Annotated in this window: 12 protein-coding genes; all 12 read left to right on the top strand. The window is 59.7% G+C overall.

Going from position 1 to position 12,113, the window contains the following annotated elements; translation table 11 throughout:
- The first annotated feature begins 88 nt into the window (after positions 1-88).
- The 12 genes from FKG95_RS12415 (at position 89) to FKG95_RS12470 (ending at position 12,112) form a co-directional block, all read left to right on the top strand.
- The gene (locus FKG95_RS12415) at positions 89-1,111 is read left to right on the top strand and encodes a TRAP transporter substrate-binding protein (protein ID WP_142896706.1); all 1,023 of its coding nucleotides are present in this window, start codon (positions 89-91) and stop codon (positions 1,109-1,111) included.
- A 48-nt stretch (positions 1,112-1,159) separates the two neighbouring features.
- A complete protein-coding gene (locus tag FKG95_RS12420) occupies positions 1,160-1,684 on the top strand; it encodes a TRAP transporter small permease (RefSeq protein WP_142896707.1) in 525 nt (174 codons plus the stop codon).
- 67 nt (positions 1,685-1,751) lie between these two features.
- Entirely contained in the window at positions 1,752-3,065 is a 1,314-nt protein-coding gene (locus FKG95_RS12425; RefSeq protein ID WP_142896708.1) for a TRAP transporter large permease, read from the top strand.
- A 10-nt stretch (positions 3,066-3,075) separates the two neighbouring features.
- Positions 3,076-3,510, top strand: coding sequence for a PaaI family thioesterase (locus tag FKG95_RS12430; RefSeq protein ID WP_142896709.1), 435 nt, complete (start codon positions 3,076-3,078; stop codon positions 3,508-3,510).
- A gap of 152 nt (positions 3,511-3,662) precedes the next feature.
- A complete protein-coding gene (locus FKG95_RS12435; RefSeq protein ID WP_142896710.1) occupies positions 3,663-5,051 on the top strand; it encodes an L-serine ammonia-lyase in 1,389 nt (462 codons plus the stop codon).
- A 342-nt stretch (positions 5,052-5,393) separates the two neighbouring features.
- Positions 5,394-6,563 (top strand): ABC transporter substrate-binding protein, encoded by a 1,170-nt coding sequence (locus FKG95_RS12440; RefSeq protein ID WP_142896711.1) that lies wholly within the window; start codon positions 5,394-5,396, stop codon positions 6,561-6,563.
- Positions 6,564-6,741: 178 nt separating this feature from the next.
- Positions 6,742-7,614 carry a branched-chain amino acid ABC transporter permease gene (locus FKG95_RS12445; RefSeq protein WP_142896712.1) on the top strand — a complete coding sequence of 291 codons (873 nt, stop codon included), beginning with the start codon at positions 6,742-6,744 and terminating at the stop codon, positions 7,612-7,614.
- A 3-nt stretch (positions 7,615-7,617) separates the two neighbouring features.
- Positions 7,618-8,616 (top strand): branched-chain amino acid ABC transporter permease, encoded by a 999-nt coding sequence (locus FKG95_RS12450; RefSeq protein WP_142896713.1) that lies wholly within the window; start codon positions 7,618-7,620, stop codon positions 8,614-8,616.
- Positions 8,603-9,343: an ABC transporter ATP-binding protein gene (locus tag FKG95_RS12455; RefSeq protein WP_142896715.1), complete on the top strand. Its 741-nt coding sequence runs from the start codon at positions 8,603-8,605 to the stop codon at positions 9,341-9,343. Before FKG95_RS12450 ends, FKG95_RS12455 begins: the two co-directional genes overlap by 14 nt.
- Positions 9,340-10,038 carry an ABC transporter ATP-binding protein gene (locus FKG95_RS12460; protein ID WP_246116753.1) on the top strand — a complete coding sequence of 233 codons (699 nt, stop codon included), beginning with the start codon at positions 9,340-9,342 and terminating at the stop codon, positions 10,036-10,038. Before FKG95_RS12455 ends, FKG95_RS12460 begins: the two co-directional genes overlap by 4 nt.
- Before the next feature lie 50 nt (positions 10,039-10,088).
- A complete protein-coding gene (locus FKG95_RS12465) occupies positions 10,089-10,556 on the top strand; it encodes a 4-hydroxylaminobenzoate lyase (protein WP_142896716.1) in 468 nt (155 codons plus the stop codon).
- Between the two features lie 20 nt (positions 10,557-10,576).
- The gene (locus FKG95_RS12470) at positions 10,577-12,112 is read left to right on the top strand and encodes a benzoate-CoA ligase family protein (protein WP_142896717.1); all 1,536 of its coding nucleotides are present in this window, start codon (positions 10,577-10,579) and stop codon (positions 12,110-12,112) included.
- Position 12,113: the final 1 nt, after the last annotated feature.

Consider the following 12,113-nt stretch of genomic DNA (forward strand, 5'->3'; position numbering starts at 1 on the left):
TCTCCGCGTTTGAACGCGGTGTGGGTTCGAATGAATAAAGTCGCCCTTAAAAAATGGGCGCTGACGGCAAACGATAGGGAGAAGCATTATGAATTTTTTCAAACCGGTTGCGGCCGTTGCTCTGGGCGCGGCCCTCTCGGCATCGACGGCGATCACCGCCTTTGCTGCGGATACAACCCTGGTCATTTCGAGCTGGGCGCCGCCGACACATGGCATGAACGCCAAAATGTGGCCGAAGCTTACCAAGATGATCGAAGAGGCCACTGAAGGACGGGTCACAGCAGAAATCAAGTACAAGCTGGCGCCGCCCCCTGCGCAGTTTGATCTGATTCAGGACGGTGCCGCCGATCTCACCTGGATTTTCCACGGATACAACCCTGGCCGCTTCGTCGCCACGCAGCTGATCGAACTGCCGGGTTATCAGGGGTCTGCCGAAGCCGCTTCCGTCGCTTATTGGCGCGCTTACGAAAAGTACCTGAAGTCAGCCAACGAGCACAGGGGCGTGAAACTGGTGGCCCTGCACACACACGGCCCGGGACAGCTGCACAGCTCAACGAAAGTGACTGAGCTGGATCAGATCAAAGGCATGAAGCTGCGCCTCGGCGGCGGCGTGTCGGGCGCGGTCGGCGATGCCCTGGGCGCAACCGGCATCCGGGTCCCCGCCCCCAAGGTATACGAGACGCTGGCCTCGAACGCCGCCGACGGTGTCATGATGCCCATGGAAGGCAAGAAAGGCTTTAAGCTCACCGAAGTGGCACAGCACAGCTATGTCATGCCGGGCGGCTTTTATCGCGGCTCTTTCGCGCTGATCATGAACCAGGAAAAGTTCGAGTCTCTTTCCAAAGCTGACCAGGACGCCCTGATGACGGTGTTCGGCGAGCCCGCTTCACGCATGGCCGGCCAGGTGTGGGATGAGATCGACGCCATCGGTGTCGAGGCCACCGAGTCGACGGCAGACAATTCCCTGAACACGGCAAGTGAAGCCGATCGGAAGGCCTATGATGCCATCGCGGCGCCAATCATCGAAGCTGCCATCAAGGCGGCAACGGACAAAGGCGTCGATGCCAAAGCCGCGGTCGAATTTATCGCCAGCGACATGGCGGCAAACTAGAGCGCGGCGGGTCGCAAAACGAAAACTGCCGTTCGAGTTCGTTTCTCTATGAACACAAACTCTCGATCACAAGAAGGCGCGTGGGCCCGTCACGCACTGGCTCATGCGCCCTCTTATCTCGCCGCGACGGCACTCTTCGCCCTCATGGCCATGACCTTTGCGGACGTGGTGCTGCGCAGCGTCTTTAACAGCCCGATCTCCGCGGCCACGGAGCTCACCCGGCTTTTCATGGCGATCACGGTCTTTTCGTCGCTTCCAGTCATAAGCTGGCGTGGTGAACATATTGTGGTGGATCTACTTGACCCCTTCGTTCGGGGCCGCGCGGCGCAAGTCCGTGACGTGCTGATCGACGCTCTGGCGGGGATCGTCATCTTCTGGCCGGCCATTCGCGTATACGAATTGGCCGAACGGGCCAAGCAATACGGCGACACCACCGAATATCTCCAGATCCCGCAGTTTTACATCGCGTACTTCATTGCTTTCAGCACCTTCGTTACAGCGTTGATCCTGTTGCTGCGTGCGGTTATCCGCGCCGTGGCGCCGGACTATCTGGCTACGATCAAAAACGCATGAAGTCTTCCCGCAGAAAGCCCCTGGCGGAAAAACCAGGCGCCGCGCCCGTTTCCATGAGGCCCTCTTCATGCTAGCCGCATCACTTGGTTTTGCCGCCGTCCTGGTTCTCGTCATGCTGCGCATGCCCATCGCCATTGCCATGGGACTGGTGGGCATTATCGGCTACGCCATGGAGACCTCCATGCGCGCGGCCATCTCCATGGGCAGCCGCCTGATCATCGATACCTCTCAGGACTACGGCCTCTCGGTCGTCCCCCTCTTCATTCTAATGGGTCTCTTCGTCAACAAGGGCGGACTTTCGCGCGAACTCTACCAGGTATCCTACGTCTTTCTGGGCCATCTGCGCGGCGGCCTGGCCATGGCCACAATCGTCGCCTGCGGTGGCTTCTCCGCGATCTGCGGTTCTTCGCTGGCGACCGCCGCCACCATGTCCAAGGTGGCCATGCCCCAGATGCGCAAGTTCGGTTACTCCGACGGTCTCTCGACGGCATCGATCGCTGCGGGTGGCACTCTGGGCATCCTGATTCCGCCCAGCGTCATCCTGGTGATTTATGGCCTGCTGACCGAGACAAGTATCGGTAAACTTTTCATTGCCGGCGTCATCCCAGGCTTCATCGGCATCCTCTTTTACCTGGCCGCCGTCCGCTATACCGTGTTCCGCGACCCGAAATCGGGACCGGCCGGCGAACGTTCGAGCTGGCGAGACCGTATGGCTGCACTGCGCGACGTCTGGGCCGTGCTGGGGCTTTTCGTGCTGGTGATCGGGGGGCTTTACGGATTACTCGATTTCTGGCCCCTGCATCTCACTTTTTCACCGACCGAGGCCGCCGGTATGGGCGCGGCGGGCGCATTTCTCATCGCACTCTCAAGGAAGACCCTCAACTTCAAGGCAATCCGGGAGGTTCTTTTCGAAACTGCCCGCACGACCGCAAGTCTCTTTGCCGTGCTCATCGGTGCCTGGATCTTCTCGAACTTTGTCAACTTTGCGGGTCTGCCTCAAGCCTTGGTCGAACTGGTGACCGGCTGGGGCGTCAGCCCCATGGTCGTCCTGCTGATGATCCTGGCAATCTACATCATTCTCGGCTGCGTCTTCGAGAGCCTCTCGATGCTGTTGCTGACGGTGCCGGTGTTCTTTCCGCTCGTCACCAGCCTCGGTTTCGATCCGATCTGGTTTGGTATCGTGGTTGTGGTCGTCACCGAAATCAGCCTGATCACGCCGCCGGTCGGACTGAACGTCTTTGTTCTGAAAGGCGTTGTGCGAGACGTCTCGACCGCAACGATTTTCGCCGGCGTCACGCCCTTCTGGATTGTCGATATCCTGCGTCTTGCGCTGCTGGTCTTCGTGCCCTGGCTGGTCCTGGTCCTGCCCAACAGCATGTGAGGTTCCGGTCATGACTGAATCAGATGAACAGAGCTTCGGCGTTCCGGAGATGCAGGCGCTTCTGACCGAGATGTTCGCGCCCTGGATTCAGCTCCTCCAGATCAAGCCGATCGAGGTCACGACACAGGGTGGCCGCTTCGAGCTACCCGAAAATGCGGATCTCTCCCGAGAGGGCGGGATCATTTGCGGCCAGGCAGTCGCTGCCGTCGCGGACACGGTTGGTGTGCTGTGTCTCTCGGCCCACAATGGTCGTTTCCGGCAAGTCACGACCGTCGACATGACGACCCATTTCCTGCGCCCCCTTATGAAAGGCGCGGTCGAAGCAGAGGTCACCATCCTGTCCAACGGCAGGCGCATGGCCACTCTGCGGGTTGATTTCCGCCAGACCGGAAAAGACAAGATCTGTGCCGGAGCCACCTGCGCCTATGCTTATCTCGACGGATAAGGACTAGCCCCACACACCAGGGCTTTGACTTGAAACGACCCTGAATGGATCGCTAGATGTCGCATATGCGGCAGAAGCCTCGATGCCTCACCTGTAAGACCTTTCTTTCAGGGAATTCCGCGGTACGGCGGTTTCAGGTGTGGGTTTGCGTCATGTTTATCAGCGTCTTCGATGTTTTCAAAATCGGTATCGGCCCCTCGAGTTCGCACACCATGGGCCCGATGGTCGCCGCCAGCCGCTTTCTGAATGAACTGCGCGAGCGTTCTGAAAAGAAGGTGACGCGTGTCCGCGCCAGTCTGTATGGCTCGCTTGCATTCACCGGGAAGGGTCACGCGACCGACCGCGCGGTCTACCTCGGACTGATGGGCTTTACGCCCGACACGCTCGATGCCGATCTGGCGAAACAATCCGAAGCAGATCTTCGGCGCGACAAATGCATCGCGCCGGCCGGGCTGCCGGTCTTCATCTTCGATCCTGAAACCGATCTCATCTACAACTACGGGCCGCCGCTCGAGGGCCACGCCAACGGCCTGAAGTTCGTCGCCCTGGACAAGGAGGGCGAGACCCTGCTGGAGCGAATCTACTATTCGATCGGCGGCGGCTTCGTCGTGGAAGAGGCAGAACTGGAGGCCATCAACCAGGGCTACGAGTCCGCGGAAGCACCCTGCAGCGCGCCCTATCCCTTTGCCACGGCCAATGAAATGATGGAGATGGGCGCCCGCAGCAGACTCTCGCTTGCCGAGATGAAGCGCGCCAACGAACTGCAGCACATGGAAGCTGCCGAGCTGGACCGCCGTCTCGATCAGATCTGGGATATCATGAATGATTGCATCGAACGCGGATTGAAGTTCGAGGGCGAACTGCCGGGCGGTCTGAAGGTGAAACGGCGCGCCGCCGATCTGCGGCGTCAACTGGAGAACGAACGCGAGTCCAACTCGGCACACTTTGAGTCCGCCAATGAGTGGCTCGCTGTCTATGCCATGGCCGTGAACGAGGAGAATGCCGCAGGCGGTCAAGTGGTGACGGCACCGACGAATGGCGCGGCAGGCGTGATCCCCGCAGTCCTGCGGTTTTACCTGGACTTCTATCCGGGCGTTGACCGCGAGGACATCCGGACCTTTTTGCTCACGGCGTCGGGCATCGGCGGGATCATAAAGAAGAACGCATCGATCTCCGGGGCGGAAGTCGGATGCCAGGGCGAAGTCGGGTCGGCGGCAGCCATGGCGGCGGCGGGTCTTTGCGCGGTGCGCGGCGGCACCAACGAACAAATCGAGAATGCCGCCGAGATTGCCATGGAACATCACCTTGGAATGACCTGCGATCCGGTCAACGGTCTGGTTCAGGTGCCTTGCATCGAGCGCAACGGCCTGGGCGCCGTGAAGGCCGTCACCGCAGCCGCTCTAGCTCTGCGGGGCGACGGCAAACACTTCATGCCGCTGGACAACTGCATCGAGGCGATGCGCCAGACCGGCATCGATATGTCGACCAAATACAAGGAAACCAGCACAGGCGGGCTCTCGGTCAACCTGCCCGAATGCTGATGATAAACAGCCCCGCATTACTGGACCGTCAAAATATGTGAATCCGTCTTTAGTCTTGTAGTTAGATCAGATTCACAAGGTCGAGTGATCGCCTTCGGCGATTCCATCTAAACCTGATCTGATCCGAGATAATGGAACCGCAGCAGCAAGTCTTAAGCACCCCGACAACGGATAGAGATCGCCAAACCGGCCAACCTCCGTACGCGAAAAGCTCTTTACTAAAAAATGCATTATAATACATAAAAAACGAAATATTGAAATTGACATGTATCAAATTGCATGTAACGCTTTGAGCTTAAGAACAAAAATAAACGCGCATATCCTATAGGGAGGAGAGAAGAAATGAGGACTCGGGTCAAACTCGGAGTCGCCGTCGCTGCTGGGCTGTTGCTCGCCGGCGGCCAGGCCATGGCAAAAGAATACAAGGTCGGCGTACTGCTGCCATTTTCCGGCGTTTACGCCGGTCTCGGTTCACACATCGAAAACGGATTTAAGCTGGGCCTGGAGCACTATGGTGCAGATCTGGGCGAAAACAGCGTCACGATAGTGCGTTCGGATACAGAAGCCAAACCGGCCGCAAGTCTCGCAAAAGCCAAGAAAATGGTCCTGCAGGATAAGGTTGATGTTCTGATGGGCGTGGTGTCGTCTGCTGTCCTGGGCGGCATGCGCGACTTTGTGCACAATTCAGGCACGCCGCTGATCGTGGCCAACGCCGGCAATGATCACATGACCGGCGAGAAGTGCAGCCCCAACATCATCCGGGTTTCATTCTCCAACAGTCAGATCAACCGACCAGTCGGCACCTGGCTTGCTAATCAGGGCGTCAAGAGCGCGTACCTGATGGCGCCGGATTACGCCGCAGGCCACCAGATGATGGAGGCCTTCAAGTCGACCTTCACCGCCGCAGGCGGCAAGATCGTCGGTGAGGCCTACCCGCCGCTGAAGGGCACCAAGGATTACGGCCCCTACATCACAGCGGCCAAGGCGGCACAGCCGGATGCGATCTACACTTTCTTCGCGGGCGGGGCAGCGATCACTTTCGTGAAGCAGTACCATGATTTCGGCGTCAAAAAGGACATCCCGCTCTACGGTGCAGGCTTCCTGACCTCTGCTGCCTATGTCCATGTTCAGGGTGAAGCGGCGGACGGCACTGTGGCAGCACTTCACTATGTGCCGGCGATCGACACGCCAGAGAACAAAAAGTTTCAGGACGCCTATCAGGCGGCTCACGGAAAGACCGGGTCCGAGTTTGCCGTCGCGGGTTATGACGCGGCGCATCTGATCGTCCAGGCCATTAAGCAGGCAGACGGTGATGAGGAAGCCTTCAAAGCCGCCCTTTCGAAAGTCCAGTTCAACGGCCCGCGCGGTCCGCTGCGGATCGATCCCGCCACCAACAACGTCGTTCAGAACATCTATCTCTTCAAGAACGAGTTCAAGGACGGCAAGGTGGTCCAGACGATTCTGGATACCATCCCGGACGTACAGGACGCCCCGAACGGCTGCAGCATGTAAGCTGCTGTTTCCCGCCCCGGCCGGAGGCACAGCCTCCGGCCGGGTAAACGTCTGCTTTGCTTCCTCTTGTGATAAAGCACAGGGAACCTGGTACCGGGCCGCAATTGCAGCGCCCGCGGAAAACCGATCCCGTACACGAAATTCGCCAAGATTCCCCGCCGGGGTGTGAGAGAAAAACGTGCTGACAGATAGCGGATTTTGGTTCGTTCAGTTGCTGAACAGTCTTCAGCTTTCCATGTTGCTGTTCCTGCTTTCGGTTGGTCTGACCGTGATTTTCGGCCTGATGAACTTCGTCAACCTGGCGCATGGTTCGCTCTATGCGCTGGGCGCGCTGTTCGGTTACTCCGTCGCGCAGGCGACCGGGAACATGTGGCTGGCTTTCCTGATTGCCCCGATCTGCGTCATGGCGGTCGGCGCGCTGATTTACGTTCTCATTATCGACCGGATGCGCAAGGCCGGTCCCATGAAGCAGGTCCTGGTGACCTTCGGGCTGATCTTCGTGTTCCTGGATGCGCAGCGTTACTTCTGGGGCACAGATCAACTCGGCGTCACCAGCGGTATCCCTTTTGCGGGAAGCTTCGAGCTCTTCGGCGAGATCTATCCAAGTTACCGCCTCTTCATTATCTGCGTTGGTCTTCTGGTCTTCGCAGCGCTCTACCTGTTGCTTGAACATACGCGTTTGGGCGCCGAGGTCCGCGCGGGAGTCGACGACCCGGAGACCGCGAGCTGCCTGGGCGTCAATGTCGAGCGCACATTCTTTGTCGTTTTCCTGATCGGCAGCGCCCTGGCCGGCCTGGCGGGCGTGGTGGCCCTGCCCGCCTTCTCAGCCGAGGCAGGTATGGGGGTCTCGATCCTGGTGCCGACCCTGGTGGTCGTTGTGGTCGGCGGCCTGGGCAGCCTGAAAGGTGCCTTCGCCGGATCATTACTCATTGGGACAACGCTTACCTTTGGGCAGGTTCTCTTCCCGAGCTTCGCCAGCATGCTGATGTACGCCCTGCTGGTGGCGGTGCTCCTGATCCGGCCTTCCGGCCTCTTCCCGGCGAGAGGTTAGGCCATGCGCAACCTGATAAACTTCCGTTCGCTGCTCGCCGCCCTCACACTGGCTGCCCTGCTGATTTCCTGGCTGAATGCCGGTTATTTCGGCATGGAGATTCTGGCGGAGATCGCGATCCTGGCCCTCCTGGCCATGAGCCTCGACCTGCTCGCGGGCTACACCGGTCTCGTCAGTCTGGGGCACGCCGCCTTGTTCGGCTGCGGCGCCTACGCCTTTGCTGTTTTCACCGCCTTTTGGGGCTGGCCGCCTTCACTGTCGATGGCCGCCGCGACCCTGCTGACGGGTTTGATCGCGTTGATCGTCGGGTCAGTGGTCACCCGGGTGCAGGGCATCTTCTTCATCATGATCACCCTGGCCATTGGAGAGATGGGCTACGAGCTGGTCTTCAAAACACGCGCGCTCGGCGGAGATGATGGCCTGGCGGGTATTCCCCGACTGGACCTCTCGGCCATTGGCGTGAACCTGAACGACCCGGATGTCTTCGCGCTCTTCCTCATTCTCCTGGTTGCGGTCTGCTACCTGTTGCTGAAACGTCTGCTCGGCTCGCCCTACGGCGCGGTCCTTGTCGGCCTGCACGACAACGCAGGGCGTATGCGCGCGCTGGGGCTGCCGGTTCAGCGCTACCAGACCAGTATCTTCGCGTTTTCCGGCGCGATCGCGGGCTTCGCCGGAACGCTCAGCGCGCAGCACACCATGTTCATCTCGCCGCAACTTCTGCACTGGACCACCTCGGGCGAGGTTCTGGTGATGGGCATCCTCGGCGGGTTGGGCACACTGATCGGGCCGGTGATCGGCGCCGTGCTGATTACGCTGCTGCGCCATGAGTTGAGCGACCTCACCGACTACTGGGGTCTCTGGCTCGGCGTGTTTCTCATACTCGCCGTGATGGGAGGCAAGAACGGTGTCGTCGGGTGGCTCGAGGCTGGTTGGAAGCTGATCGCGCGCGGGAGCCGGAAAACGGAACCATCGGACCGGAGTGCGAACGATGCTGCGGGCTGAGAACCTCTTCAAGACTTTCGGCGCCTTCCAGGTGACCAAAGGCGTATCGCTGGAAATTCCGACCGGCTTAAGGCACGCAATCATCGGCCCGAACGGAGCAGGCAAGACAACTCTCTTCAACATTCTGGCGGGCGAACTGAAGCCGGATGAGGGCCGCATTCTAATCGACGGTCAGGACGTCACCTCTTTCGCACCGGATCGCCGCGCGCGGCGCGGGCTTTCGCGCAGTTTCCAGAAGAACAACCTTTTCCTGAGCGGCACGGTCCGCGACAATCTCATGGTCGCGGACATCGTCGCCCGGGGATATGGATCTCATTTCTGGACGCGTCTGTCGGACAATCGGCGCGCGCGTGAGAAGACCTCGGCTGTTGCCGAACAGGTAGGTCTGGCCGAACTGCTCGATCGCGGCGTCTCTGAACTCTCCTACGGTGCGCAGCGCCAGCTGGAAGTCGGCCTGGCTCTGATGCCCGACCCCAAGGTCCTGCTGCTGGATGAGCCGACGTCAGGGATGAGTCCGGAAGAGACCGGCCGCATGCTGCAGCTCATCGACGACCTGCCCCGCGATCTGGCGGTCCTCCTGATCGAGCACGACATGGATCTGGTCTTCTCTCATGCCGACCGCATTACGGTTTTGAACTATGGTGAGATCCTGATGGAGGGGACGCCCCAGGAGGTGCGTGGCTCGGACATCGTTCAGGAAACCTACCTGGGCGGAAAGGCGCAATGAAGATGTTAAGCGTCGAGAACATTCACAGCTATTACGGGGCCAGCCATATCCTGCACGGCGTCTCCCTGGAGGTGAATCAGGGCGAGGTCGTTGCGCTTTTGGGCCGCAACGGTGCCGGCAAGACAACGACGCTCAGATCTATCATCGGACTGACGCCGCCAAAGCAAGGACAGATCCATCTGAAGGGCAAGGAAACCACAGGGCATAAACCTCATGCCATGGCGCGCGTGGGGGTATCCTATATGCCCGAGACGCGCGGTATTTTTCCCTCGCTCACAGTCTACGAGAATCTCACTCTTGCAGCCGGACGGCGCCCAGGTCCCTGGACCATCGCGCGGATATTCGAGATCTTTCCGCGCCTGGAAGCCCGGCGCACGAACGGGGGCGCACAGCTCTCCGGCGGCGAACAGCAGATGCTGGCGATCGCACGCACCCTGTTACTCAACCCTGATCTGCTGCTGCTCGACGAACCGACCGAAGGTCTGGCGCCAATCATCGTGCAAGACATCGAGGAACGTCTGGAAGCCATCAAGCGCGAGGGGATGACCATCCTGCTTGTCGAGCAGAATTTCCGCTTCGCGACCAATTTGGCGGACCGGGTCTACGTGCTGGGCAAGGGTGAGATTCAATGGTCGGGCACGGCCGGGGAAATACTGGCTGACGATCATACGCAAAAAACCTGGCTGGGTGTTTGACGCCCCGGATACAGAAGACAGGGAACTGCGACGACAGAGAGGAGAGAGCAATGGCACGCGCAGACTTCGAGCGGATTATGAATGACATCGCGGCGGCAATCGGCGAACGGACCCTCGACGACGGACTGACGGCCTTTCTCAACGACACCTATCCCGTCAACAGCGCTGTCTTTCAAGCCGTCGAGGCTCTGTGCCGCGAGGGCGAGACCGAGGGCTGGCTCTGCGCCCGCGAGATGGGCGGCATCCGCTTCGGACGCGTGATTAAACCCGGCACCCAGGCCGGGCGCTTCTCCGTCGATGTCGTGCGCATGGCTGACATCAAGGGACCGCATCACGTTCATACCCAGGGTGAAATCGGCATGATCATGCCGATTGAAAGCGACGCGGAGTTCGATGACATGCCGCGCGGCTGGTACGTCTATCCGGCAGGCAGCGACCACTGGCCGACAGTGACGAAGGGTGACGCCTATATCCTTTATCTCTTGCCCGACGGCGCTATTGAATTTACCGGAAAATAGGACGCGCGGAAGGATCGAAAATGGATTACCCGAGACACTACAACGCCGCCACCGACTTTATTGACCGGAACATCGCGAAGGGTCTAAGCGAAAAGACCGCCTTTATCGATCCGGTCCGCAGTCTGACCTATGGGGATCTCGGCAGGGAAAGCTGCCGCGCGGCAAATTTGATGATCTCGCACGGCTTGGGATTGGAAGACCGGGTCGCGATGCTGGTGCACGACACCGTGGACTTCCCGGTCATCTTCTGGGGAGCGATCAAGGCCGGTATTGTTCCTGTCGCGCTGAACACCCTGCTCTCGACAGACCAGTACCACTACATCCTCGAGGACTCGCGCGCGAAAGTGCTGTTCATCTCGGCGGCGCTCCTGGAGACCCTGAAACCCGCCCTGGCAAAGCTTCCGCGCCTGAAACACATCTTCGTGGTCGGCGGCGACAGCGGCGATCACATCGACTTTGCAAAAAGCCTCGCAGCGGAATCCGACCAATTTGAAACCGTCGAGACCTGCGCCGATGAGACGGCTTTCTGGCTCTACTCTTCAGGCTCGACCGGCATGCCCAAGGGCGTGCCACACATTCACAGCAGCCTGATGGAGACCGCGCGGCTTTTCGGGCAGGGCGTACTCGGCATTCAGGAAGACGACATGGTCTACTCGGCCGCGAAACTCTTCTTCGCCTACGGCCTGGGCAACGGCATGTCTTTTCCCTTGTCGGTCGGCGCGACCACGATCCTCTTTCCCGGCCGCCCGACACCGGACGCCGTGCTGGGTCTTCTGAAAGAACATCAGCCCAGCATCTATTGCGGTGTCCCGACACTCTACGCCGCGCTGCTCGCACATCCGGACTGCAACCGTGAAAAGACATCGGCCCGATTGCGCATTTGCCTTTCCGCCGGCGAAGCACTGCCCGAGGATGTGGGAACGTCCTGGCGGAAAACCATGGGCGTTGACATTCTGGATGGCGTGGGCTCGACCGAGATGCTGCACATCTTTCTCTCCAACCGTCCCGGCGACATCGTTTACGGCACGTCAGGTATCGCCGTTCCGGGCTACGACCTGCGGCTGGTCGACGAAGAGGGCCAGGACATCACTGAAGATGACGTGGGCGAATTGCTGGTCCGCGGCAGTTCGGCGGCAAGCGGGTACTGGAACCAGCGGGAAAAAACCCGGCGCACCTTCGAAGGCGAGTGGACCCGGACCGGCGACAAGTACACCCGCGACAGCGACGGCCGATACCACTACTGCGGCCGCACGGACGACATGTTCAAGGTCAGCGGTATCTGGGTGTCGCCCTTCGAAGTGGAATCCGCCCTGATCTCTCACGAAAGCGTTCTCGAAGCCGCCGTGGTCCCCTTTGAAGATCCCGATGGCCTGACCAAACCCAAAGCCTTCGTGATCCTGCAAGAGGGCGCATCATCCGATGGCATGTTCGAAGTCTTGAAAGATCATGTCCAGACCAGTGTCGGGAAATGGAAGTATCCGCGCGAGATTGTCTTCGTGGACTCTCTGCCGAAAACCGCCACCGGTAAGATCCAACGTTTCAAGCTCAGGGATTGAA

The sequence above is a fragment of the Denitrobaculum tricleocarpae genome (genome assembly GCF_007004665.1).
GTDB classification, from domain to species: Bacteria; Pseudomonadota; Alphaproteobacteria; order Kiloniellales; family Kiloniellaceae; genus Denitrobaculum; species Denitrobaculum tricleocarpae.

Bases quoted from the DNA above. Each gene is read 5' to 3' on its own strand.
- FKG95_RS12465 (WP_142896716.1), top strand. From the start codon at position 10,089: ATGGCACGCGCAGACTTCGAGCGGATTATGAATGACATCGCGGCGGCA.
- FKG95_RS12470 (WP_142896717.1), top strand. From the start codon at position 10,577: ATGGATTACCCGAGACACTACAACGCCGCCACCGACTTTATTGACCGG.
- FKG95_RS12460 (WP_246116753.1), top strand. From the start codon at position 9,340: ATGAAGATGTTAAGCGTCGAGAACATTCACAGCTATTACGGGGCCAGC.
- FKG95_RS12420 (WP_142896707.1), top strand. From the start codon at position 1,160: ATGAACACAAACTCTCGATCACAAGAAGGCGCGTGGGCCCGTCACGCA.
- FKG95_RS12455 (WP_142896715.1), top strand. From the start codon at position 8,603: ATGCTGCGGGCTGAGAACCTCTTCAAGACTTTCGGCGCCTTCCAGGTG.
- FKG95_RS12425 (WP_142896708.1), top strand. From the start codon at position 1,752: ATGCTAGCCGCATCACTTGGTTTTGCCGCCGTCCTGGTTCTCGTCATG.
- FKG95_RS12430 (WP_142896709.1), top strand. From the start codon at position 3,076: ATGACTGAATCAGATGAACAGAGCTTCGGCGTTCCGGAGATGCAGGCG.
- FKG95_RS12450 (WP_142896713.1), top strand. From the start codon at position 7,618: ATGCGCAACCTGATAAACTTCCGTTCGCTGCTCGCCGCCCTCACACTG.
- FKG95_RS12435 (WP_142896710.1), top strand. From the start codon at position 3,663: ATGTTTATCAGCGTCTTCGATGTTTTCAAAATCGGTATCGGCCCCTCG.
- FKG95_RS12440 (WP_142896711.1), top strand. From the start codon at position 5,394: ATGAGGACTCGGGTCAAACTCGGAGTCGCCGTCGCTGCTGGGCTGTTG.
- FKG95_RS12415 (WP_142896706.1), top strand. From the start codon at position 89: ATGAATTTTTTCAAACCGGTTGCGGCCGTTGCTCTGGGCGCGGCCCTC.